At 72.6% G+C, this 22,828-nt stretch carries 19 protein-coding genes; 13 read left to right on the plus strand and 6 right to left on the minus strand.

Annotated features, from left to right (window positions below; genetic code table 11):
* The first annotated feature begins 160 nt into the window (after positions 1-160).
* The 10 genes from M8J73_RS03380 (at position 161) to M8J73_RS03425 (ending at position 10,963) form a co-directional block, all read left to right on the plus strand.
* Complete coding sequence (locus tag M8J73_RS03380) at positions 161-1,678, plus strand: sugar ABC transporter ATP-binding protein (RefSeq protein ID WP_055541497.1); 1,518 nt, start codon at positions 161-163, stop codon at positions 1,676-1,678.
* On the plus strand, positions 1,675-2,715 hold the full coding sequence (locus M8J73_RS03385) for an ABC transporter permease (protein ID WP_055541498.1): 1,041 nt from the start codon (positions 1,675-1,677) through the stop codon (positions 2,713-2,715). Before M8J73_RS03380 ends, M8J73_RS03385 begins: the two co-directional genes overlap by 4 nt.
* Complete coding sequence (locus tag M8J73_RS03390) at positions 2,708-3,739, plus strand: ABC transporter permease (RefSeq protein WP_055541499.1); 1,032 nt, start codon at positions 2,708-2,710, stop codon at positions 3,737-3,739. The genes M8J73_RS03385 and M8J73_RS03390 overlap by 8 nt, the downstream gene beginning before the upstream one ends.
* A 75-nt stretch (positions 3,740-3,814) precedes the next feature.
* A complete protein-coding gene (gene rhaS, locus M8J73_RS03395) occupies positions 3,815-4,897 on the plus strand; it encodes a rhamnose ABC transporter substrate-binding protein (protein ID WP_055541500.1) in 1,083 nt (360 codons plus the stop codon).
* 52 nt (positions 4,898-4,949) lie between these two features.
* On the plus strand, positions 4,950-5,270 hold the full coding sequence (locus M8J73_RS03400) for an L-rhamnose mutarotase (protein ID WP_055541501.1): 321 nt from the start codon (positions 4,950-4,952) through the stop codon (positions 5,268-5,270).
* A 66-nt stretch (positions 5,271-5,336) separates the two neighbouring features.
* The gene (locus M8J73_RS03405; protein WP_249828207.1) at positions 5,337-6,761 is read left to right on the plus strand and encodes a BNR repeat-containing protein; all 1,425 of its coding nucleotides are present in this window, start codon (positions 5,337-5,339) and stop codon (positions 6,759-6,761) included.
* A gap of 111 nt (positions 6,762-6,872) precedes the next feature.
* Complete coding sequence (locus M8J73_RS03410; protein ID WP_055541535.1) at positions 6,873-7,898, plus strand: LacI family DNA-binding transcriptional regulator; 1,026 nt, start codon at positions 6,873-6,875, stop codon at positions 7,896-7,898.
* A 166-nt stretch (positions 7,899-8,064) separates the two neighbouring features.
* Positions 8,065-9,366, plus strand: coding sequence for an alpha/beta fold hydrolase (locus M8J73_RS03415; protein WP_055541536.1), 1,302 nt, complete (start codon positions 8,065-8,067; stop codon positions 9,364-9,366).
* 2 nt (positions 9,367-9,368) lie between these two features.
* A complete protein-coding gene (locus M8J73_RS03420) occupies positions 9,369-10,112 on the plus strand; it encodes a PIG-L deacetylase family protein (protein WP_055541537.1) in 744 nt (247 codons plus the stop codon).
* A gap of 44 nt (positions 10,113-10,156) precedes the next feature.
* Entirely contained in the window at positions 10,157-10,963 is an 807-nt protein-coding gene (locus M8J73_RS03425) for a pentapeptide repeat-containing protein (RefSeq protein WP_055541538.1), read from the plus strand.
* On the opposite strand, the gene M8J73_RS03430 is transcribed toward M8J73_RS03425, so the two are convergent.
* Entirely contained in the window at positions 10,931-12,508 is a 1,578-nt protein-coding gene (locus M8J73_RS03430) for a cytochrome P450 (RefSeq protein ID WP_055541539.1), read from the minus strand. The two genes, M8J73_RS03425 and M8J73_RS03430, sit on opposite strands and share 33 nt — an antisense overlap.
* 107 nt (positions 12,509-12,615) lie before the next feature.
* Between M8J73_RS03430 and M8J73_RS03435 the strand changes: the two genes are divergently transcribed.
* Together M8J73_RS03435 and M8J73_RS03440 are read left to right on the plus strand one after the other, a co-directional pair.
* The gene (locus tag M8J73_RS03435; RefSeq protein WP_055541540.1) at positions 12,616-13,224 is read left to right on the plus strand and encodes a TetR/AcrR family transcriptional regulator; all 609 of its coding nucleotides are present in this window, start codon (positions 12,616-12,618) and stop codon (positions 13,222-13,224) included.
* A gap of 153 nt (positions 13,225-13,377) precedes the next feature.
* Positions 13,378-14,103: a DUF2470 domain-containing protein gene (locus M8J73_RS03440; protein WP_055541541.1), complete on the plus strand. Its 726-nt coding sequence runs from the start codon at positions 13,378-13,380 to the stop codon at positions 14,101-14,103.
* On the opposite strand, the gene M8J73_RS03445 is transcribed toward M8J73_RS03440, so the two are convergent.
* The 5 genes from M8J73_RS03445 to M8J73_RS03465 form a co-directional block, all read right to left on the minus strand.
* Positions 14,071-15,330 carry a lactonase family protein gene (locus M8J73_RS03445; protein WP_055541542.1) on the minus strand — a complete coding sequence of 420 codons (1,260 nt, stop codon included), beginning with the start codon at positions 15,328-15,330 and terminating at the stop codon, positions 14,071-14,073. The two genes, M8J73_RS03440 and M8J73_RS03445, sit on opposite strands and share 33 nt — an antisense overlap.
* Positions 15,331-15,429: 99 nt before the next feature.
* Positions 15,430-16,599 carry a hypothetical protein gene (locus M8J73_RS03450; protein ID WP_249828208.1) on the minus strand — a complete coding sequence of 390 codons (1,170 nt, stop codon included), beginning with the start codon at positions 16,597-16,599 and terminating at the stop codon, positions 15,430-15,432.
* Positions 16,600-16,616: 17 nt separating this feature from the next.
* A complete protein-coding gene (locus M8J73_RS03455) occupies positions 16,617-17,891 on the minus strand; it encodes an FUSC family protein (RefSeq protein ID WP_055543385.1) in 1,275 nt (424 codons plus the stop codon).
* A gap of 162 nt (positions 17,892-18,053) precedes the next feature.
* Positions 18,054-18,548: an FBP domain-containing protein gene (locus M8J73_RS03460; RefSeq protein ID WP_055543384.1), complete on the minus strand. Its 495-nt coding sequence runs from the start codon at positions 18,546-18,548 to the stop codon at positions 18,054-18,056.
* Positions 18,549-18,639: 91 nt separating this feature from the next.
* Positions 18,640-19,326 carry a PAS domain S-box protein gene (locus M8J73_RS03465; protein WP_249828258.1) on the minus strand — a complete coding sequence of 229 codons (687 nt, stop codon included), beginning with the start codon at positions 19,324-19,326 and terminating at the stop codon, positions 18,640-18,642.
* A 252-nt stretch (positions 19,327-19,578) separates the two neighbouring features.
* Here M8J73_RS03465 and M8J73_RS03470 point away from each other — a divergent pair, with 252 nt between their 5' ends.
* Complete coding sequence (locus M8J73_RS03470) at positions 19,579-22,818, plus strand: cytochrome P450 (RefSeq protein ID WP_249828209.1); 3,240 nt, start codon at positions 19,579-19,581, stop codon at positions 22,816-22,818.
* Positions 22,819-22,828 lie beyond the last annotated feature (10 nt).

The following is a 22,828-nucleotide window of genomic DNA, read 5'->3' on the forward strand; positions in this document are numbered from 1 at the left end:
GTCCGTGACCCCGTGGTGGGCACTTCTATCGAAAGATTTTCGACCGCAACCCATTGACGTGACCTGCGTGGGGTGCCTAACGTCCCGGCAACCTAGTTGAAACCTTTCACGACGCGGTGAGGGCTCGGCCCTCCGCCACCGGCGTCGTCGAGGAGCCCCCATGACAGACCGGTCCGACACGGGTCCGGCCCCCGTGCTCGCGCTGAAGGGCATCTCCAAGTCCTTCGGCGCCGTACGCGCCCTGCGGGACGTGTCCCTCGAACTGTTCCCGGGCGAGGTGCACGCGCTCGCCGGTGAGAACGGAGCGGGCAAGTCGACCCTGATCAAGACGCTCGCCGGGGTGCACCGACCGGACTCCGGTGAGGTGCTCCTCGACGGAGTGCCCACGGTGTTCCACGGTCCGGCCGACGCACGCGACGCGGGCATCGCCGTGATCTACCAGGAGCCCACGCTCTTTCCCGACCTGTCGATCGCCGAGAACATCTTCATGGGCCGCCGGCCCCGGCGCGCCCTCGGCCGGATCGACCACAAGGCCACCCACACGGCGACCCTCGCCCTGATGCGGCGGCTCGGCGTCGAACTCGACCCCGACCGCCCGGCGCGCGGCCTGTCCATCGCCGACCAGCAGATCGTCGAGATCGCCAAGGCGCTCTCCTTCGACGCCCGCGTCCTGATCATGGACGAGCCGACCGCGGCGCTCACCGGCAGCGAGGTCGCCCGCCTCTTCGGCGTCGTCCGCGCCCTGCGCGAGCAGGGCTCCGCCGTCCTGTTCATCTCCCACCGCCTGGAGGAGATCTTCCAGATCTGCCGACGGGTCACCACCCTCCGCGACGGCGCCCGGATCTCCAGCGAACCCGTCGACGGCATGACCGAGGACGACCTGGTGCGCCGCATGGTGGGCCGCGACCTGGAGGAGCTGTACCCCAAGCAGGAGGTCGAGCCCGGCGAGGTCGCCCTGAGCGTGCGCCGGCTGACCCGTGAGGGCGTCTTCACCGATGTCTCCTTCGACGTCCGCCGCGGCGAGATCGTCGGCCTGGCCGGCCTCGTCGGCGCCGGCCGCACCGAGGTGGCCCGGGCCGTCTTCGGCGTCGACCGCTGGGACGCGGGCGAGGTCGCCGTCGACGGCAGGCCCCTCACCAACGGGGCGCCCTCCACCGCCATGTCCGCCGGGCTCGCCCTGGTCCCCGAGGACCGCCGTGCCCAGGGCCTGGTGATGGACATGTCCATCGAGCGCAATATCGGTCTCACCGGCCTTCGGACGACCGTGAAGGGCGGCCTCGTGGACCGCGGCGCCGAGCGCAGCCGCTCCCTCGACTGGGCGGTCAAGCTCCAGGTGAAGTACGCCCGCCTCGCGGACACCGTCAACACGCTGTCCGGCGGCAACCAGCAGAAGGTCGTCCTCGCCAAATGGCTGGCCACCGGCCCGAAGGTGCTGATCGTCGACGAGCCGACCCGCGGCATCGACGTCTGCACCAAGGCCGAGGTGCACCGCCTCCTCAGCCGGCTCGCCGCCGACGGCGTGGCGGTCCTGATGATCTCGTCCGACCTGCCCGAGATCCTCGGCATGGCCGACCGCGTGCTCGTGATGCACGAGGGCCGGCTCACCGCCGAGATCCCTCGCTCCGAAGCCACCGAGGAAACCGTGATGGCCGCAGCCACGGGGAGGGCAGCCGCATGACGGTGACCGCCCCCGAGAACACCCCCGTCGCCGAGGTGCCCAGGTCCAGCGGCACCCGGCTCGTGGACCGCGTCTTCAAGATGCGTGAACTCGCCATCCTGGTCGTCTTCTTGGCGATGATCGTCGTCACCCGGCTCGGCAACAGCGAGTTCCTCACCGAGCAGGGCATCAAGGACCTGCTGCTGAACGCGACCATCCTGGTGCTGGTCGCCGTCGGCCAGTCCATGGTCGTCATCACCCGCAACGTCGACCTGTCGGTCGGCTCCACGCTCGGCATCAGCGCCTTCGCCGCCGGCAGCCATCTTCAGGGCGGAGGGAACGCGGTCGTGGCCGTACTCCTGGCGGTCCTGACAGGCATCGGCTTCGGCCTGCTCAACGGGCTGCTCGTCAGCCTCGGCCAAGTGCCCGCCCTCGTCGTCACCCTCGGCACGCTCTACATCATCCGCGGCATCGACTCGATCTGGGTCGGCTCCCGGCAGATCGTCGCCTCCGGACTGCCGGACGGGTTCATCGACTTCGGCTCCGGCGGCATCCTCGCGGTGCCCTACCTCGCCCTGATCGCGCTCGTCGTCCTGGTGGCGACGGCCTACTACCTGAAGCACTTCGGCAGCGGACGGGAGCTGTACGCGCTCGGCTCCAACCCCGAGGCCGCCCGCCTCGCCGGCATCCCCGTCCGCAAGCGGATCCTGGTCGCCTACACCTTCTGCGGCGCCCTCGCCGGCCTTGCGGGCGCCCTCTACCTGGCCCGCTTCGGCAACGTCGACTCCGGCACGGGCACCGGGTACGAACTGACCGTCGTCAGCGCGGTCGTGGTCGGCGGTGTCGTCTTCACCGGCGGCTCCGGCAGCGTCTACGGGGCCGCGCTCGGTGCCCTGCTGCTGACGTCCATCAACAGCGTCCTGCCCGCCCTCGGCGTCAGCTCGGTGTGGGTGCTCGCCATCAACGGCGTCCTGCTCATCCTCGCCATCGCCGTGGACCGTGTGGTCGCACTGCGGGTGGCGACCGCCCTGAAGAAGAGGAACGCCCGCCATGGCTGACCCCACGTCCTCGCGCGCGAGCCGCTGGTCCGCCCTGAAACGGTGGGACTCCGCCGTAGGCGCCCTCCTGGTCGTCGTGCTCCTGCTGTCCTTCTCCACCGTCGACGGCTTCGGTAACGCGCTCAACCTGTCGTTCCTCATCGGCAACACCCTGCCGATCGCGCTGATCGCCCTGCCGATGACCCTGCTCGTGGTGTCCGGCGAGATCGACCTGTCGGTCGCCTCCACGGCCGGCCTGTCCGGCGCGGTCATGGGCGCCCTGTGGAACCAGGGCATGACCATCGAGACGATCATCCCGATCTGTCTTGCCCTCGGCGTGGTCTGCGGCCTGGTCAACGGCCTGCTGGTCACCCGGCTCGGCCTGTCCTCCCTCGCCGTCACCATCGGCACCCTCGCCGCCTACCGGGGCGTCGCGCAGATCGTGCTCGGCTCCAACTCGGTGACCGACTTCCCCGCGCAGTACCTGGACTTCGCGGCCGGCCGCATCGGCGACAGCTTCGTCCCGCAGGCGTTCATCCCCTTCCTGGTGCTGCTCGTCATCGCCGTGATCGCCCTGCACGCCACCCCGTTCGGGCGGTCCCTGTTCGCGATCGGCGCCAGCGAGGAGGCCGCGCGCTTCACCGGCATCCGCGTCAAGCGCCAGAAGCTGATCCTCTTCACCGTCACCGGTCTGATGGCCTCCCTCACCGGGATCTTCTGGGCCCTGCACTACGCCAGCGCCCGCTACGACAACGCCACCGGACTCGAACTGTCCGTCATCGCGGCCGTGCTGCTCGGCGGCATCGACTTCGACGGCGGCAAGGGCACCCTCGGCGGCGCGATCGCCGGAGTGTTCCTCCTCGGCACCCTCCAGAACGTGATGAGCCTCCAGGACGTCTCCGCCCAGTCGCAGATCGTCGTCACCGGTGTCCTGCTCGTCCTCTCCGTGCTCGGCCCCCGGGTCGCACGCCAGATCTCCGTCGCGAGGGCCGGCCGCGGCGCGGCCTCAGCGCCGGTTCCCAAGGCGCCCACTCCAGCCCCCTGACGGCTACCCCCTGGGCCCCCACCGCCGATTCCGCACCCGCACACCCGCCCGTCCCTCCGTATCCAAGGAATCCTCATGCGCAAGGCACCCCTCCGTCGCTCCTGTGCGGCGCTCGCGGCCGTCACCTCCTTCGCTCTGGCGGCCACCGCCTGCGGCGGCACCACCAAGGAGGACGTCAAGAACGACACCGCCTCGGCGAGCGCGACCGGCAAGGCCGACCCGAACGCCGAGCTGAAGAAGGGCCTGACGGTCGGCTTCCTGCCCAAGCAGGTCAACAACCCGTACTTCACCTCCGCCGACCAGGGCGGCGAGGCGGCCCTCAAGGAGCTGGGCTCCCGCTACAAGGAGGTCGGCCCCTCCAGCGCCACCGACACCTCCGGCCAGGTCAACTACGTCAACACCCTCACCCAGCAGCAGGTCGACGCGATGGCTGTCTCCGCGCAGGACCCGGGCGCCCTGTGCACCGCGCTCAAGCAGGCCATGAGCAACGACATCAAGGTCGTCACCTACGACTCCGACACCAAGCCCGAGTGCCGCAACGCCTTCGTCTCGCAGGCCGGCGCCGAGGACCTGGGCCGCACCGAGGTCCAGCTGCTCGCCGAACAGATCGGCCACAAGGGCGAGATCGCGATCCTTTCGGCCGCGCAGACCGCGACCAACCAGAACACCTGGATCGAGTTCATGAAGGACGAGCTCGAGGACCCGAAGTACAAGGACATCAAGCTCGTCAAGGTCGCCTACGGCGACGACGACGCCCAGAAGTCCTTCCAGCAGACCCAGGGCCTGCTCCAGGAGTACCCGAACCTGAAGGGGATCATCTCCCCGACCACGGTCGGCATCAAGGCCGCCGCCCAGTACCTGTCGGGCTCCAAGTACAAGGGCAAGGTCAAGCTCACCGGCCTCGGCACACCCAACGACATGCGCAAGTACGTCAAGGACGGCACCGTCGAGGGCTTCGAGCTGTGGGACCCGGCGAAGCTCGGCGAGCTGGCCGCCCGCACCGCGGTCGCGATGGTCTCCGGCCGGATCACCGGCAAGGAGGGCGAGACCTTCACCGCCGGCGACATGGGCGAGTACACCATCGGCAAGGACGGTGTGATCAACCTCGGCAAGCCCACCGTCTTCACCAAGGAGAACATCGACAAGTTCGACTTCTGATCCCCGCAACCGAGTCAACGCCACCCCCCTCACCCCCCAGGAGCGGTAACTCATGCAGCGCGTCTGTTTTCTGCTCAAGGTCCGCGAGGACCGGATCGACGAGTACCGCGAGCGGCACGCCGCCGTGTGGCCGGAGATGCTCGACGCTCTCTCGGCCACCGGCTGGCACAACTACTCCCTCTTCCTGCGCGACGACGGCCTCCTCGTCGGCTACCTGGAGACCCGCGACTTCCGGGCCGCCCTCGCCGGCATGGAGGCCACCGAGGTCAACGCCCGCTGGCAGAAGGAGATGGGACCCTTCTTCGAGTCCCTCGACGGTGCCCGCCCCGACGAGGCCATGAAGCCCCTCACCGAGGTGTTCCACCTGGCCTGAGCCCCCGCTCTCCCCGCCGCTCACCCGTCACCTCTCCCCATGTCGCACGACAACGGAGTCCCCGAGATGAAGAGACGTACCGTGCTCGGCGCCGCCCTCACAGGCGCCGTGGTGCCCCCCGCCCTCGGCGCCGCCGCCGCCCGCGCCGCTGCCCCGGGCCCCTCGGTCAGCCAGACCGGCACCACCCTGCTGGACAGCCAGGCCATCTACTTCGTCTCCTACGACGGACTGGTCAACAACAACGCCTTCCAGAAGAACGGCCTCTTGACCTACAAGGGCCACCAGTACGCCGTCTGGTACACGGCCGACCGCAACGCCGTCGTCGGCCGCCGCGCCGTCGGCTCCGGCACCTGGTCCACCGTCAAGGTCGGCCACACCCTGCGCTACAACGACTCCCACAACGTCATCTCCATGGGCGTCTCCAAGGTCGACGGCCGCCTCCACCTCAACATGGACTCCCACAGCGACGGCTTCACCTACGTCAAGTCGGTCGCCGGCCTCATGGACGACCCGGTCGGTCTGAGCTGGACCAGCAGCCGCTTCGGCGCCCCCCGGCCCACCCTCGACGGGCTCGCCCTCACCTCGCAGTTCACCTACCCGCAGTTCGTCTCGACGCCCGACGGCAGGCTCCAACTCAGCTACCGCGCCGGCGTCTCCGGCAACGGCCGCAACGCCCTCGCCGAGTACGACGGCACGTCCTGGACGAGCCTCGGCGAGTGGAGCGGCTCCACCGGCACCTACACCAGCGAGCACGGCTCCTCCACCGCCCGCAACATGTACCTGCACGGCATCGACTACGACCGGAACGGCCGGCTGCACTCCTTCTTCACCTGGCGCGAGCAGAACGGCGCCGTGATGTGCAACGGCGGCGGCATCACCAACCACGACACCGGCTACGTCTACTCCGACGACCGCGGCCGCACCTGGCGCAACAACGCCGGTGCCGTCGTCGGCACCACCGGCGGCTCCGACAAGGTCGCCGTCACCGATCCCGGCCTCGTCGTCGACCCGCTCAACCCGGACCACTCGCTGATGAACCAGGAGAGCCAGTTCACCGACTCCGCCGGCCGCCCGCACGCGATCATCAGCTACGTCCCCGGCCGCTTCGGCCAGTGCACGACGAACTACGTCACCGACCGCACAAGCAACGGCCGCGCCTTCCACCTCCGCAGGAACGCGTCCGGCACCTGGCAGAAGACCGAGATCCCCGTCGCCCTCGGCTCCAGCCAGCGCACCAAGCTCGCGCTGGACACGTACGACAACGCGTACGCGATCCTGCCCTTCGGCCGGATATGGGGAGCGTCCGCCGCCTCCGGGCACACCGACTGGAAGCCGCTGTTCGACGCCGGAGGGCTCAACGCCTTCGGCGAGGTCGTCATCGACGAGACCCGTATGGCACAGGACAATGTCCTGTCCGTGATGTACCAGGTGAAGTCCAGCGGAACCACGCCCTCGGCGCTCCGCGTCATCGACTTCGCCCTCCCCGCCTGAATCCCGTACGAGGGGAGCGTTCCTGCGCCTGACCGGGCCATTCCCGTGGTGGCCCGACGGTAATGTGAACGTATGCCCGCCGCTCCGCACCTTCCTGGAGGTCCCCACCCCATGGCCCAGTCGGTGGGTATCAAGGACGTCGCCGCCGCCGCCGGAGTCTCCGTCGGCACGGTGTCGAACGTCATCAACCGGCCGGACTCGGTGGCCTCCGGGACCCGGGCCCGGGTGCTCGCCGCGATCGACCGCCTCGGCTACGTCCGCAGCGAGTCGGCGCGCCAGCTGCGGGCCGGGCGGAGCCGCATCATGGGACTGCTCGTGCTCGACATGGGCAACCCCTTCTTCGTCGACGTCGCGCGCGGTGCCGAGCGGGCCGCGCGCGACGCCGGGCTCGGCGTGATGGTCTGCAACAGCGCCCAGAGCGCGAGCGAGGAGTCCGAGTACCTGTCGCTCTTCGCCGAGCAGCGCGTCCGGGGCGTCCTGCTGACGCCCGCCGACGCGACCGGACGCAACATCGAGGCGTTCCGCCGCCACGGCATCCCCTTCGTCCTCGTCGACCGTGTCGCCGAGGGCACCACCGAGTGCTCGGTCTCCGTCGACGACGTCGCCGGAGGCGCGCTCGCCGTACGGCACCTGGTGGACGCGGGCCATCGCTCCCTCGCCTACGTCAGCGGCCCCTCGGGCCTCAACCAGGTCCGCGACCGCCGCACCGGCGCCCTGAAGGCGCTGGAGGAGGCCGGCCTCGGCCCGGAGGCCCTGCGGGAACTGCCGACCGAGCGCCTCGACGTGGCCGCGGGCCGGGACGCGGGCGCCCGTCTCCTCGGCCTGGCCGACCGCCCGACCGCCGTGTTCTGCGCCAACGACCTGCTCGCCCTCGGCGTGCTCCAGGCCATGTACGCGGCCGGGGTCAGTGTCCCCGACGACCTCGCCATCGTCGGCTACGACGACATCGAGTTCGCCGCCGCGGCCGCCGTCCCCCTCACCTCCGTGCGCCAGCCCGCCGTCACCATGGGCGCCCTCGCCGCCGAGCTGCTCCTGGAGGAGACCGAGGCCGACACCGCGCCGACCCCGCACGAGCACCGGCGGGTCGTCCTCCAGCCGGAGCTGGTGGTGCGCCGCTCCAGCCTCTCGGCGCGCTGACCGGCCGTTCAACCGACGCGGTGCCGTCACCCCCGCCCGTACTGACCGGAAAGTCAGTAACCTGACCCGGACAGAGCGGGCTTTTCTTGATCCACGGGCTCGGCGGGGCGGAGAATCTGTGCTGGACTGGATCACGGTCCGGAATCCGTCCGCTCAAGGAGCCTCGTTGTCCGTCAGCTACCGGCAGCCCGGTGTCGTCCTCACCGACCGCCGCTTCAGCGTCCCCCTCGACCACCACGACCCGGCGGGGGAGCGGATCGAGCTGGACGGGCGTGAGGTCGTCGCGAGCGACAAGGCCGGCCAGGACCTGCCCTGGCTGCTCTATCTCCAGGGCGGCCCCGGCTTCGGCGCCAACCGCTTCGTCGGCCGCCAGGCATGGCTCGACAGGGCCCTGAAGGAGTACCGGGTCCTGCTCCTCGACCAGCGCGGCACCGGCGCCTCCACCCCGGCCAACCGCCAGACACTCCCGCTGCGCGGCGGCCCCGCCGAGCAGGCCGACTACCTGGCCCGCTTCCGCGCCGACTCCATCGTCCGCGACTGCGAGGCCATCCGCCGCGAGGTCACCGGCGGCGCCCCCTGGACCGTCCTCGGCCAGAGCTTCGGCGGCTTCTGCGCGGTCACCTATCTGTCCTTCGCCCCCGAGGGGCTGAGCACCGCCCTCATCACCGGCGGACTGCCCTCCCTCCACGCGACCGCCGACGACGTCTACCACGCCGCCTACCCGCGCATCGAACGCAAGGTCGCCGCCCACTACGCCCGCTACCCGCAGGACGTCGAGCGGGCCCGCCGGATCGCCGAGCACCTGCTCCAGCACGACGTGGTGCTGCCGAACGGCTACCGGTTCACCGTCGAGGCGTTCCAGTCGCTCGGCATCATGCTCGGCCGCTCCGACGGCAGCCACCGGCTGCACTTCCTGCTGGAGGACGCCTTCGTGCGCACCCCGCAGGGACCCGCCCTCTCCGACGCCTTCCAGGAGGAGGTCCAGGGACTGCTGTCGTACGCCGGCCACCCGCTGTACGCGCTCCTCCACGAGGCGATCTACGGCCAGGACCCGGGCCCCACCGACTGGGCCGCCGAGCGGGTGCGGGCGCGGTTCCCGCAGTTCGACGCCGCCAAGACCCTCACGGGTGACGGCCCGCTGCTGTTCACGGGAGAGTCCGTGCACCCCTGGATGTTCGAGTGCGACCCCGCCCTGCGCCCGCTGCGCGAGACGGCCGAGGACCTGGCGCGGGAGCGGGGCTGGGCACCTCTGTACGACCCGGACCGGCTCGCCGTCAACGAGGTGCCGGTCGCCGCCGCGATCTACCACGACGACATGTACGTGGACACGGCCCACTCGCTTCAGACGGCACGGGCCGTGCGGGGCCTGCGCACCTGGGTGACCGACGAGTTCGAACACGACGGCGTACGGGCCGGCGGGCCGCGGGTCCTGGACCGGCTGCTGGCGCTGGCGCGCGACGAGGAGTGACGATGACCGACGCACCGACCGACCGGCTCCTGCCGCTGCCGGACGACTGGCGGCGCGCCCTCGCCGTGGTGGCCCACCCGGACGACCTCGAGTACGGCTGCGCGGCGGCGATCGCCGCCTGGACCGACGCCGGACGCGAAGTGGCGTACGTCCTCGCCACCCGGGGCGAGGCCGGCATCGACAGCCTGGAGCCCGCGCACTGCGGCCCGCTGCGCGAGCGGGAGCAGCGGGCCGGCGCGGCCGTCGTGGGCGTCTCGGTGGTGGAGTTCCTCGACCACCGGGACGGTGTCATCGAGTACGGCACCGCCCTGCGCCGGGACATCGTCGCCGCGATCCGCCGACACCGCCCCGAACTGGTGATCACCCTGAACCACCGCGACACCTGGGGCGGCACCGCCTGGAACACCCCCGACCACGTCGCGGTGGGCCGCGCCACCCTGGACGCCACCGGCGACGCCGGGAACCGCTGGATCTTCCCCGACCTCGTCGAGCAGGGCCTGGAGCCCTGGGACGGCGTCCGCTGGGTGGCCGTCGCCGGCTCCCCGCACCCCACCCACGCCGTCGACGCGACACCCGGCCTCGACCGCGCCGTCGCCTCCCTCCTCGAACACCGCACCTACCTGGAGACGTTGACCGACCAGGACCCCGAGACCTACGCCCGGGACTTCCTCACGGGCCACGCCCGGGCGGCGGGCGAACGCTTCGGCGGGACCCCGGCCGTGGCCTTCGAGGTGTTCCCCCGCTGAAGCGGCGCGCCCGGCCCCGGTCCGGCGTCGTTAGGGTGAGCCCCATGGAACGACCATCCCTGCGCGCCGACTGCGGCAACTGCTTCGGGCTGTGCTGTGTGGCGCTGCCCTTCGCCGCCTCGGCAGACTTCGCCGTCGACAAGGCCGCGGGCAAGCCCTGCGGGAACCTCCGGGACGACTTCCGGTGCGGCATCCACACCCGGCTGCGGGACGAGGGCTTCACCGGCTGTACCGTCTACGACTGCTTCGGCGCCGGACAGAAGGTCTCCCAGGTCACCTTCGGCGGCCGGGACTGGCGCTCGGGCGGCCGCGAGCACGCCCGGCGGATGTTCGACGTGTTCCCGGTCGTACGGCACCTGCACGAACTCCTCTGGTACCTGACCGAGGCCCTGACACTGCCCGCCGCCCGCCCGGCCCACGCGGAGGTCCGCCGGGCGCTCGACGAGACCGAGCGGCTGACCCGGCGCACCGCCGAGGAACTGGCGGAGCTGGATGTCGCCGCGCACCGGCAGCGCGTCAACGAGGTGCTGCTGAAGGTCAGCGACCTCATGCGGGCGGGCGCGGGACGCGCGAAGAACCGCAGGGGAGCCGACCTGATGGGCGCGCGCCTCAAGGGCGCCGACCTCCGGAAGGCCAATCTGCGCGGCGCCTATCTGATAGCCGCCGACCTGACCGGCGCCGATCTGCGGGGCGCCGACCTCATCGGTGCGGACCTGCGCGACACGGACCTCACCGACGCCGACCTGACCGGCGCCTTCTTCCTCACCCAGCCGCAGATCAACGCGGCCCGCGGCAGTGCCGGCACCCGGCTCCCGGCGTCAGTCACCCGCCCCGGTCACTGGGCAGCGTGACGGCGACGCGCCCGTTTGCGCCCCCTCGACCCCGCCTTCGGCGCCCGCGCCCGGCGCGGTGTCCACGGCCTCGGGCCGGTACCCCGGGCGCCGCTCCAGGCGTACCCGAAGTCCGTCCGGCATCAGCGTCAGCCGCTCGGTGACCCTCAGCCGGTACGCCGGGTCAGGCCGCAGCTTGTAACGGCGCAGCAGCAGCCCCAGCACCAGCGTGGCCTCGTGCAGCGCGAACTGGCGTCCGATGCAGGCCCGTGCCCCCGTGCCGAACGGCTTGTAGGTGTGCGGGGGCCGCGCGCGGACGGCCGCCGCGTCGAAGCGGTCCGGGTCGAACGTCTCGGCGTCGGCGCCCCACACCTCCGGATCCCGGTGCAGCATCGTCGTCAGCACCAGCGCCCAGCCGCCGCGCCGCACCGGATGGGCACCGCCGAGCACGGTGTCCTCCAGGGCCTCCCGCGAGTAGGCGGGCGCCGTCGGCCACAGCCGCAGCGTCTCGTCGAGCACCCGGCGTACGGAGCGCAGCTTGGCGACCTGGTCGTAGCCGGGCCTGGGCGTGGTGCCCCACACCCGGTCCACCTCGGCGCGGGCGCGCGCGGCGAGTTCGGGGCGCAGAGCGAGGTAGTGCAGGGCGAACGACAGGGCGCCCGAAGTGGTCTCGTGCCCGGCGATCAGGAAGGTGAGGACCTGGCGCCGCACATTCGTGGCGGACAGCCGTTCCCCGGTCTCGGGGTGCGCGGTCTCCAGCATCCGGTCGAGCAGGTCCCCGGCGCCACCGCCACCGCCACCGCCTCTGCCACCGCCGCCGGACGACCGGCGTGCGCGCACCACCGCGTCCACCGTGTCGTTCAGGAACGCCATGTCCACGGCGTTCTGCCGGGAGGCGGCCCGCAGCAGCAGCGCCAGCGGGTCGGGGACGACATTGCGGCGCTGGGCGTAGGCGAGGACGCCGACCATCGCGGAGACGAAGGGGTGCGGGCGGTCCCGCTCGAAGGAGCCGAAGTCATGGCCGAAGCCGGTCCTGGCGATCGTCTCCAGGGTCAGCTTGGTCATGTCGCCGGGCACGTCCACGGGCCGCCCGGCCGCACCCGCCCGGTCCCAGTGGTCCATCAGCCGTTCGGTGACGTCGAGCATCATCGGGTGGTACCCGGCCATGGCCTCCCGGCTGAAGCCCGGCGCCAGGACGTCGTGGGCGAGCTGCCAGTTGGGCTCGTCGTTGTACGCCGTGAACAGCCCGTCCCCGGCGACCGGCCGCAGATTGGCGACCCCCAGCCCGACGTGCTTGGCGAACCGCGACTCGTCCGCCATGTCGGCCGCGAGAGCCGCGCCCCCCACGAAGACGATCTCCTTGCCGAACGCCTTCCGCCGGAAGATCGGCCCGAGCCGCCGGCCGAGCCGCATGGAGTCCTGGACCGGCGTACGGGGATTGGAGCCGAGGGCGTCGCCGATCAGGGGCAGTCGGCGCGGCGGATGCGGTATCCGGTGGAGCTCGGGCCAGCCCAGCTCCGCGCTGCGGAAACCCCTGGCGGCCGTGGTCCCCGTCGTCGCCGTCATGGCACCGTCTCCCTCGTGCGCAGGCCCTGTCGAAGCTGTTGTACTCGGGTTCAATAACGCGCTCAGTCTCGACCTGTTGTTGAACTCACGTCAAGTAAGGTGACGCCATGGCAGCCAAGCAGGGGGAGCGTCCCCGTCGCCGGCTCAGCACCGCCGAGCGGCGGGAGCAACTCCTCGACGTCGGGGCCCGGCTGTTCTCGGAGAGTCCGTACGACGATGTGTGGATCGAGCAGGTGGCCGAGATCGCGGGTGTCTCGCGGGGGCTGCTCTACCACTACTTCCCGAACAAGCGGGAGTTCTTCGCGGCCGTCGTGGAGTGCGAGAGCGAGCGGATGCTGCGCACGATGACCCCGGCGCCGGGCCGCTCGGCCCGCGAGCGGCTCACCAACGGGGTCGAGGTCTTCCTCGCGTACGTCGACGAACATCCCCACGGCTTCCGGGCCTTCCACCGTGCCGACGCCACCGGCGACCAGGTCGTGCGCAGGGTCTACCAGCGGGCGCTCGCCACCCAGGAGGCGCAGATCCTCCAGGCGCTCGCAGCGGACGCGGAGTTCGGGGCGGCGCTGGACGGGCGGCCCGGTACCCGGCTCGCCGTACGCGGGTGGCTGTCGTTCACCACGGCCGTGTGCCTGGAGTGGCTCCGGGGCTCGGAGCTGTCACGGGAGCAGGTGCGGGACCTGTGTGTGCGGGCGCTGTTCGGGGTGCTCGCGCCCTGACCGGAGGACCACGTCCTGCCCAGGCCCGCACAGTTCACGGAGTCTCTCGGTCGTCGCCGCCTGTCCTGAAGTTCCCGTGGATCGGCGGGTGCTGGTTGGCGTACGCCCGGATCTTCGATAGGTTAGGCAAGGCTTACCTAATGGAGGTTGGGGATGGGTGACCGTCACACCTGGACGGCCGCGCCCGCCGCGGCCGAGCGTGCCCGCTCGGTGCTCGCGGCGGCGTGGTCCTGCGCGGTGACCGCCGAGGGCGGCCGCGAGGAGTTCGTCGGCGCGCACACCGTCACCGAGGACGGCCGGGTGATCCTGCGTGTCCCGGAGGACAGCACGCTCGTCGCCGCCGCGATCTGCGCTCCGCGCGGCGAGCCGTCCGCCGTACTGGAGTTCGCCGACGTCGCGCCCGTCCCCGTGCGGGGCCGCATCCGGGCCCGGCTGTGGCTCGCCGGCTGGTTCGCGCCCAAGGACGGCGACCTGGAGTTCCGGCCCACCCGGATCGTGCTGCGTGAGCCGTCCGGCGCCGTCGTCGTCGACCTCGACGACTTCGCCGCCGCGGCACCCGACCCGCTGGCCACGGCCGAGCCGAGGCTGCTGACCCACCTCGCCGACGCCCACCCCGACGCCGTCGAGCGGCTCACCCGGCTCGTCCCGCACGACAGCCTGCACGGCGCCGTACGCGTCCAGCCGCTCGCCGTCGACCGCCACGGCCTGACCCTGCGCGTCGAACGAGCACGTACCGACGGCGACGTGCGCCTGACGTTCCACAAGCCCGCCGACGACATGGCGCAGCTCACCGAACGCATGCACGTCCTGCTGTCCCAGGCCAGCGCCGCGTCCTGCCCCCGCGCCCTACAGCGGCAGCGCGCAGACGGCGACGGGTGACGCGAACGGCTCACCCGCCCGCCGCAGTTCACCGGAGTCCGGATCGACCCGGAAGACACTGACCGCGCTCGACCGCTGGAGCGCGGCGAACAGCAGACCGCCGTCTGGGGAGAGGGCGATCTGACGGGGGAACTCCCCGCCCACCGGCACCGTGTCCAGCAGCCGCAGCCGGGCACCCCCCGCCTCGACCGCGTACCGCGTCAGACTGTCGTGCCCCCGGTTGGCGAGATACGCGTACGCGCCGTTCGGCGTCACCACCAGCTGTGCCGGATAGTTCGTGCCCGACCCCGTACCCGTGGACTGGGGCCCGCCCGGTGTGAGCCGGCCACTGTCCGGGTCGTAGGCGCAGACCACCACCGTGTCGTCGACCTCGTTCGCGAGGTACGCGTACCGGCCGCCCGGATGGAACGTGAGGTGCCGGGGCCCCGCGCCCGGCCGGGTCCGCGCCCGCGAGACCTCGCTCAGCGTTCCGCGCCTCTCGTCGAGCCGGTACGTGTACACCGTGTCGGTGCCCAGGTCGACGGCGAGGACATGACCGCCGTCGGGGCTCGTGACGACCTGGTGCGCGTGCGGCCCCTGCTGCCCCGGACCCGGCGCCGGGCTGCTGTGCACGACCAGGTCCGTGCGCTCCCCGAGGGCGCCCGAGGGCTCGACGGGGTGCACGGCGACACTGCCCGTGCCGTAGTTCGCGCTGAGCAGCCACCGTCCGCCGGGGTGCACCGAGAGATGGCAGGGGGCCTCGCCGCCGCTGCTCCGGGTGGAGAGGACCTTCCGGTCGGACAGCCGTACCGCGGTCACCCCGCCCTCGGGGCGCTCGTTCACCGCGTACAGCGTCCGGCCGTCCGGGTGGACCGCGAGATACGACGGGTCACCCACACCGTCGATCGTCCCCCGGCCCGTGATCCGGCCACTCCGGGCGTCGTACACCGCCACGCCGACACCGGTGCCGCCCCCCTCCGCCGAGGTGTACGTACCGAGGAACAGCGGCCTCGGGCCGGTGGGCGTGGGGGACGTCGAGGGGGAACCGGCCTCCGCCGCCGGGGTGCTCGCCGACGGCACGGACGACGACGGCCCGGACGACGACGGCCCGGACGACGACGAGGACCCGGTGGTCCCCTCGGACCCGGAGCACCCCGCCAGGGACGCCGGTACGGCCGTCGCCGCCAGCATGCCCAGCACCCGGCGCCTGCTCCAGGCCCCGGGCTCCCGCCCCGCCTCACTCGTCATCCGTCGCACCCCAGGTCTCGCTCGTCCGTCCGAACCCCACCTTGACGGCTCCGAGCGGCCCGACGCAAAACCCGGACGGCGGGCGGGCCCGCCTGACGGCTACCAGTCGCCGTCCTGGATCGGCCTGCCCGGGGCGTCACCGAGGGGCTTGATCTGGCCGGGGGCGGGCGGCTGCCAGGGATCGAGGTCGGTGCCGAGCCAGTCGCCGACCGGCTTGACCGCGCCGAGCGCGTCCGCGGGCTCGACGTCGACGCCGTCCTGGTCGTAGTAGTCGAACCAGGGGAGCCCCGCGTTCGTGTAGGCCGCGCGGTCCACCGGCGACGGCGGCGGGGCCTCACCGGTGATCCGGCGCCACTCGGGCGGGGTGACGAGGTGGACGAAGACCCGGCCGGCCGGCTGCTCCGCCCAGCTGCCGCGCGGCCAGGTGTCCTGGTAGACCTCCTGGCGCATCGAACCGCCGACACCGAGCCCCATCGCGGCCGGGGCCCGCTGTGGCACCGCCGCACGGGCCGCCGGCACGGCACCCGGCGCCCCGAACGCCATCGGGCTGCCGCCCGGCGCCGACGGTGGCAAGGACGCGCCACCGGGTGCCGGCGGAGGCAGGGGCGCGCCACCGGGCGGCGCGGCCATGGGGGCGGGCATCGGGGCGGCGCCCGGCGGCGGCATCGGGACCGGGCCGCCGTAGCCGCCGACCGGGCCGAAGTTCCGCTCCCGCGCGGCCCGCTGCCGCTCCGCCTCCCGCCAGCCGGCGAGCTGGGCGTCGTTCAGCGGGAACGACTGCAACTGCACCCCGCCGAACACCTCCTCGCCGGTGACCTGCCCCTCGACCGTCGCGCCGAGCCCCAGCGGGACGGCCACGAACTGGCGGACCGTGCCCTTTCCGGAGTTGATGCCGTCGAGCCACGGCTGACGCGGCAGCACCACGTAGTTCTGCGGCTTCCGGCTGAGCCGGTTGCTCCACGGCTCACCCGACACCGCGCACACCTTGCCGACGCCGACCTGGAGCGCGGCAGGCTCCAGGGAACCGCCGAAGTGCAGCCACATCGCCTCGCGCAGATACACGGGGAGCATCACCCCGCCACGCGCCCGCATCTCCTCGGGGGCCGTGTGCGGATAGTCCTCGACCCGGCGGATCGGGAAGTCGCCCAGACCGGGCGGAAGCTGGTGCGTGCCCGTCTCGGGCAGGCGCAGCGTGCGGATGAAGCGCACCCGCACCCCACCCGGCAGATGAAGTGTCGTCCCGTCGATCCGCACGGTGCCGTCGGCCATTCCGTACGCTCCCCTCGTCATCGCGTCGTGCCTTGTGACTTAGTACGTCCGACGGGGCCGGAGCGGTTCCGCCGGGAGGGCAGGGTGGTGCGCAGGCGGTCGCGCAGGCCGGTGAGGCGCGGGGCGCGCTCGCGCTGCTCGCGGGTGCAGCGGTCGAGTTCCTCCAGGAGCCGCTTGGTGCGGTGCTGGGTGTCCAGCTCGTCCAGTATGCGGTTGACCTCGGTCAGCACGGCGCCGTACAGCTGCCACTCGCGCGGGTCGCGCCGGACGTCCTCCAGTAGCAGTTGCGCGAGCTTGTCGCGGGTCGCGACGGCCGTCGACAGCTCGGCGGCGAGGCGGTCCTCCGCGGACTCGGCGCTGCGGCTGACGTCGGTGGTGACGAGGACCGCGAAGCTGACCACCGCGTCACCGATCTCGCCGAGCAGCCGTTCGAGGGTCGCCCCCACCTCGGGGGAGAACAGCGGGCTGGGCTCCCGTTCGCGGGCCAGGTCGGTGAGGGTGCGGGCCAGCACGCGCAGCACCACCGTGCAGATCTCCAGCGTGTCGAGGCCGGTGCGCAGCACGACCCGGTGCAGCAGCCCTTCCCGGACGCGCGGATTGAGCTTCAGGCTGTCCTCGGCCTGCCTGAGGGCCGCGTCGACCTCGACGATGTCGAAGTCGAGCTCACGGGCCTCGTGCAGCCGGGCCGCCGCCACCTCGAAGGCGGGGCGGCCGGCGGCCTCCTCGCCGACGCGGTTCATCAGCCGCCGCATACGACGGGCCAGGTCCTCGATGGACTCGCCGGCCGCCTCCACCCACACCGGGGGAGCGAACAGCAGATTGAAGGCGAGTCCGACGACGGCGCCGATCAGTGTCTCCAGGACCCGGGTCCACGCCGTGTCCCCGACGCGGGTCACCCCGAGCACCAGCATCGCGCTGATCGCCACCTCGGGCACGTACTCGCTGACCCGGACCAGATGGCCGACGGCGAGTGAGGCGAGGATGAGCAGGGCGAGGCTCCACCAGGTCAGACCGACGACCGCGCTGAAGCCGATGGCGACGACCACGCCGGCGACCACCGAGTTCACCCGGCGGATGCCGTTGGTGAGCGTGGCGTAGAGGGTGACCTGGACGACGAGGAGCGCGGTCAGCGGTGCCGTCAGCGGCGCCGGTGACGTGCTGAACCAGAGCGCCACCACGTAGGCGACGGATGCGGCAGCGGCCGACCGCACGGACTGCACGACCACCGGATCCTGTCGCCACCGGGACACCTTTGTGTGCATCAGGTCCCATACACCACGTACGTCTCGCATCCTTGCGCTGTTCCCCTTGCCGGTACGCCGAACTCCTGACCGAGGACCCTAATCACCGAAACGATTCGGCAGGAGGAGGGGGCGGCCCCGCGTGTACTGCGGGTTCACCCCGCGGGCGTGTCGCGGCGCCTCCGGCGGCGAGCGGTTCGGACGGCGAGCGGTTCAGGCGTACAGCTTGTCCAGGAAGGCGCTCAGGTGGCCGACCGTCCGGGCGATCTGCTCCTCCGTGGTGAGGCTCTCCTCGAATCGGCTGCCCGTGTCGAGGGCCTTCTTGCCGCGTACGTAGAGGGAACACGCCAGGTCGGCGCACATGTACACCCCCACGGAGTTGCCCTCCCGACCGGCCGTGCCCGCCTTGCGGGCCGTCATCAGCGAGACCCCGCTGCCCCGGTGCGTCGTCAGGCACAGGGAGCACATGCTGCGGTGCAGGAAGCCGCGCTGGGCGGAGGGGAACCGCAGGGTGACCCCCACGGGCCGACCGTCGCGTTCGGTGACGAGATAGCTGCGGTCGGGCGCACCGGGATCCCGCCAGCCGAGGAAGTCCAGGTCGTCCCAGGGGCGTTCGCCCAGGTCGCGGGGGAGGGAGATGCGCTTCGCCTCGCCCTTGGAGCAGTTGATGAACGAGCTGCGGATCTCCTGCTCGGTGAGCGGCTTCATGGCGGTCCTCCGGAGGGGGCTGTGGGACGAGGCTTCGATGCTGAAACGTAGGGTCTGAAACCTAGGGTCACTAGGTTCTTGCCTAAGCTACTCAGACTTCCGAGGAGGGGCCAATGGTTTTCGTCGGGGCCGGGGCCGACGCCGGGGCCGGGGCCGGGGCCGGGGCGGAGCCGGAGGCGGAGGCGGGGGCGGAGGCGGGGGCGGGTGGCCACACTCCGGGGGCCAGGACGCCGAGAGCGTAGGCGCGGGCCACGAGTTCCGTGCGGCCCGTGGCGGACCAGCGGGCGGACAGGCGGCGCAGGTGGTAGTTGACGCCGTCGACGGTGAGGCCGGTCTCCCGCGCGGCCCGCGCGGTGGTGGCGCCGCCCGCCAGCAGCGCCAGGACGCGGGCCTCGGTCGGACTCGCCGGGGGAGCGGCGGGGCGCTCCGCGGCCTCGGCCACTTCGCCCCGCACCCGGACCAGGACCAGCAGCGAGGGTGTGGTGTCCGGGCCGTCGCTGATCGGGTCGGCCGTGAGCTCCCCGTGCCGGCGCACCCCGTCCGCCGCGTCCCACCGCACGGACACCGGATAGCGCGACCGGTGCCGCAGGCGCAGCGCCTGGGCGATCCGTTCCACCTGCGTCGCCTCCTGCGGACGGAACAGCTCCAGCACGTCCCGCCCGCACAGCCGGCCCGGAGTCGCACCCCACTCCGTTGCCATCGCCGGGTTCGCCAGGATCACCCGGCCGTACACGTCGCACACGGCCGTCGGCAGCGGGATGCGGTCGAAGAGGGCCATGGCGCGGTTCCGCCACACGACGCCGTCACCGGACAGTCCGCCCGCCCCGCCCGCCCCGCCTGCTCCGCCCGGCCCCCGGTCCACCCGCGCCGCCTCCTCCGACCCGCCTCCGCGTTCGCCCCGAGCGGCCCCGCAACCCCGGGCGGCCGCCTCTCCCTACACAATCATGTAGTCGGATGGCACGAGTAAGCAGCCCTCGGGGACAACCCTGGAACGCGGTACTCCCGTACAGCGAAAGGCAGTTGCCGCGCCATGTCCCCCACCGTGCCGCACCCCGCCCCCACCGACGCCGTTCCGGCTCCGCCCGGCACCGCTCCCGCCTCCGGCACCGCTCCCGCTCCCGCTCCCGGCACCGTCCCGGTCGTCGACATCTCCGCCACCGGGCCCGGCAGCACCCCCATCCAGCAGGTCATGGATCTGATGCGGGAGCACGGGCCCGTGCTCGTGCGGCGACTGCACGGCAGGGACACCCTGTTCGTCGCCGATCTCGACCTGGTCGCCGACCTGTCCGACGAGACCCGCTTCGCCAAGGCCGTCGGACCCGCGCTGCGGAACGTCCGCGAGTTCGCCGCCGACGGACTCTTCACGGCGTACGGCGACGAGCCCAACTGGGCCAAGGCGCACGACATCCTGATGCCCGCGTTCGCCCTCGGCTCGATGCGCACCTACCACCCGGTCATGCTCCGCGTGGCCCGCCGGCTGATCGACGCCTGGGACGGGGCGAGCCGCGCGGGCCGGCCGGTGAACGTGCCCGACGACATGACCCGGATGACGCTCGACACCATCGGCCTCGCCGGCTTCGGCTACGACTTCGGCTCCTTCGAACGCGACGAACCCCACCCCTTCGTCGAGGCCATGGTCCGCTGCCTGGAGTGGAGCATGAACCGGCTGGGCCGGACCCCCGGCGACGACCACACGGCGGCCGACGCGGCGTTCCGCGCGGACGCCGACCACCTCGCGCGGGTCGTCGACGACGTCATCGCCGCCCGCGTCGAAGCCGGGAACGACGACACCGACGACCTGCTCGGCCTGATGCTCACCGCCCGGCACCCCGCCGACGGCGCCACACTCGACACCGCCAACGTCCGCAACCAGGTCATCACCTTCCTCATCGCCGGCCACGAGACGACCTCCGGGGCGATGTCCTTCGCCCTGTACCACCTGGCCAAGCACCCGGAGGTCCTGCACCTCGTCCAGCGCGAGGTCGACGCCCTGTGGGGCGACGACACCGACCCCGAACCCACGTTCGACGAGGTGGGGCGGCTGACGTACACCCGGCAGGTGCTCAACGAGGCGCTGCGGCTGTGGCCGACGGCCGCCGCGTTCAGCCGGTACGCCCGCGAGGACACCCTGCTCGGCGGCCGGGTGCCGCTGCGCGCCGGACAGGAGGTCACGGTGCTCGGCCCGATGCTGCACCGGCAGCCCGTGTGGGGCGACAACCCCGAGCTGTTCGACCCCACCCGCTTCACCGCCGAGGCGGAGGCGGCCCGCTCCCCGCACGCCTTCAAACCCTTCGGCACCGGGGAGCGCGCCTGCATCGGACGGCAGTTCGCCCTGCACGAGGCGACGATGCTGCTGGCGATGCTGGTGCACCGCTACCGGCCGCACGACTACGCCGACTACGCCCTCACGGTCAAGGAGACCCTCACCCTCAAGCCCGAGGGCTTCACCCTCACCCTCACGCCGCGTACCACCGCCGACCGCGCGCACAGCCCGCTGCCGGGCGCCGTACCCGCCGGCGCACCCGACCGGGCCGTCACCGCGACCGACGGGACCGCGCTGCCCGCACGGCTCCGCCCGGGCACCCGCGTCCTCTTCCTGCACGGCAGCAACTACGGCACCTGCCGGGAGTTCGCCGCCAGGCTCGCCGACGAGGCGGCCGAGCTGGGCGCACAGACGGAGGTCGCGCCCCTGGACGCCTACGCAGACGGGCTGCCCGCCGACCGCCCGGTGATCATCACGGCCGCCTCCTACAACGGCCGGCCCACCGACGACGCCACCGCCTTCGCCGCCCGGCTCGACACGGAGACGGCCGCCTACGACGGCAGGTACGCCGTCCTCGGTGTCGGTGACCGCAACTGGGCCGCCACCTACCAGCAGGTACCGACCCGCCTCGACGAACGCCTCGCCGCTCTCGGCGGCACCCGCCTGCTGGACCGCGCCGCCGCCGACGCCTCCGGCGATCTCGGCGGCACCGTCCGCGCCTTCGCGGCCGCCCTGCGCACCGCCCTCCTGACCGAGTACGGCGACCCCGAGGCCACGGGCACCCCTGAGGGGCCCGCCCCCGCGTACGAGGTCCGTGTCCTGACCGGCGGCCCCCTGCACGCCGTCGCCGAGCGCCACGGCCTCGCCCCGATGACCGTCACCGAGGCGTACGACCTCACCGCGCCGGGCCACCCCCGCACCAAGCGGTTCGTCCGGCTCGCCCTGCCCGAGGGCACCACCTACCGCACCGGCGACCATCTGACCGTCCTGCCCGTCAACGACCCGGCGCTCGTCCAGCGGGCCGTCACCGCCCTCGGCCTCGACCCGGAGGAGATCCTCGACATTCGCTCCCGGCGCCGAGACGGCCTCGCGGTCGACAGGCCGCTGACCGTACGGAACCTCCTCACCCACCACGTCGAACTGCGGACCCGCCCGACCGCCGACCAGCTGGCGGCGCTCGCCGCGGCCAACCCCTGCCCACCCGAGCGCGCGGCCCTCGCGGCGAGCGCGTCCGGCGACGGTGAGCGGCGCACCCTGGTCGAGGTCGCCGAGGCGTACCCGGCGCTGTGCGGCGCCCTGGACCTGCCGGCCCTGCTCGACCTCCTCACCCCGCTGCGCCCACGCCACTACTCGGTCTCGTCCTCACCGGCGGCCGACCCCGGCCACGTCGACCTGATGGTGTCCCTGCTGGAGGCCCCGGCACGCTCGGGCGACGGCACCTACACCGGCGTCGGCTCCGGCTACCTGAACACCGTCAAGCCGGGCGACACCGTCCTGGCCCGGATCCAGCCGTGCCGTGAGGCCTTCCGGGTCGACCACGACGACCCGGCCCCGGTCATCATGATCGCGGCCGGCACCGGCCTCGCCCCGTTCCGCGGCGCCATCGCCGACCGGGTCGCTCTCAAGGCCGCGGGCGCCGAACTCGCACCCGCCCTCTGCTACTTCGGCTGCGACGCCCCCCACGCGGACTTCCTGCACGCCGACGAGCTGCGCGCCGCCGAGGCCGCCGGCGCCGTCTCGCTGCGCCCCGCCTTCAGCGCGGCCCCGGTCGCCGGGGTCACCTTCGTGCAGCACCGGATCGCCGCCGAGGCCGACGAGGTCGGGGCCCTGCTGGACGCCGGCGCCCGGGTCCTCGTGTGCGGCGACGCCTCCCGGATGGCACCCGGCGTCCGGGAGGCGTTCCGCGCGCTCCTCGCCGAGCGGCACCCCGACGGGGGTCCCGGCCGCGGGCTGGACGACCTGATCGCCTCGGGCCGCTACGTGGAGGACGTCTACGCGGCGGGGTGACCTCTGGGGA

This window comes from Streptomyces neyagawaensis (assembly GCF_023516595.1).
GTDB lineage: Bacteria > Actinomycetota > Actinomycetes > Streptomycetales > Streptomycetaceae > Streptomyces > Streptomyces neyagawaensis.

Bases quoted from the DNA above. Each gene is read 5' to 3' on its own strand.
- M8J73_RS03380 (WP_055541497.1), top strand. From the start codon at position 161: ATGACAGACCGGTCCGACACGGGTCCGGCCCCCGTGCTCGCGCTGAAG.
- M8J73_RS03385 (WP_055541498.1), top strand. From the start codon at position 1,675: ATGACGGTGACCGCCCCCGAGAACACCCCCGTCGCCGAGGTGCCCAGG.
- M8J73_RS03390 (WP_055541499.1), top strand. From the start codon at position 2,708: ATGGCTGACCCCACGTCCTCGCGCGCGAGCCGCTGGTCCGCCCTGAAA.
- rhaS (WP_055541500.1), top strand. From the start codon at position 3,815: ATGCGCAAGGCACCCCTCCGTCGCTCCTGTGCGGCGCTCGCGGCCGTC.
- M8J73_RS03400 (WP_055541501.1), top strand. From the start codon at position 4,950: ATGCAGCGCGTCTGTTTTCTGCTCAAGGTCCGCGAGGACCGGATCGAC.
- M8J73_RS03405 (WP_249828207.1), top strand. From the start codon at position 5,337: ATGAAGAGACGTACCGTGCTCGGCGCCGCCCTCACAGGCGCCGTGGTG.
- M8J73_RS03410 (WP_055541535.1), top strand. From the start codon at position 6,873: ATGGCCCAGTCGGTGGGTATCAAGGACGTCGCCGCCGCCGCCGGAGTC.
- M8J73_RS03420 (WP_055541537.1), top strand. From the start codon at position 9,369: ATGACCGACGCACCGACCGACCGGCTCCTGCCGCTGCCGGACGACTGG.
- M8J73_RS03425 (WP_055541538.1), top strand. From the start codon at position 10,157: ATGGAACGACCATCCCTGCGCGCCGACTGCGGCAACTGCTTCGGGCTG.
- M8J73_RS03430 (WP_055541539.1), bottom strand. From the start codon at position 12,508: ATGACGGCGACGACGGGGACCACGGCCGCCAGGGGTTTCCGCAGCGCG.
- M8J73_RS03435 (WP_055541540.1), top strand. From the start codon at position 12,616: ATGGCAGCCAAGCAGGGGGAGCGTCCCCGTCGCCGGCTCAGCACCGCC.
- M8J73_RS03440 (WP_055541541.1), top strand. From the start codon at position 13,378: ATGGGTGACCGTCACACCTGGACGGCCGCGCCCGCCGCGGCCGAGCGT.
- M8J73_RS03445 (WP_055541542.1), bottom strand. From the start codon at position 15,330: ATGACGAGTGAGGCGGGGCGGGAGCCCGGGGCCTGGAGCAGGCGCCGG.
- M8J73_RS03450 (WP_249828208.1), bottom strand. From the start codon at position 16,599: ATGGCCGACGGCACCGTGCGGATCGACGGGACGACACTTCATCTGCCG.
- M8J73_RS03455 (WP_055543385.1), bottom strand. From the start codon at position 17,891: ATGCGAGACGTACGTGGTGTATGGGACCTGATGCACACAAAGGTGTCC.
- M8J73_RS03460 (WP_055543384.1), bottom strand. From the start codon at position 18,548: ATGAAGCCGCTCACCGAGCAGGAGATCCGCAGCTCGTTCATCAACTGC.
- M8J73_RS03465 (WP_249828258.1), bottom strand. From the start codon at position 19,326: ATGGCCCTCTTCGACCGCATCCCGCTGCCGACGGCCGTGTGCGACGTG.
- M8J73_RS03470 (WP_249828209.1), top strand. From the start codon at position 19,579: ATGTCCCCCACCGTGCCGCACCCCGCCCCCACCGACGCCGTTCCGGCT.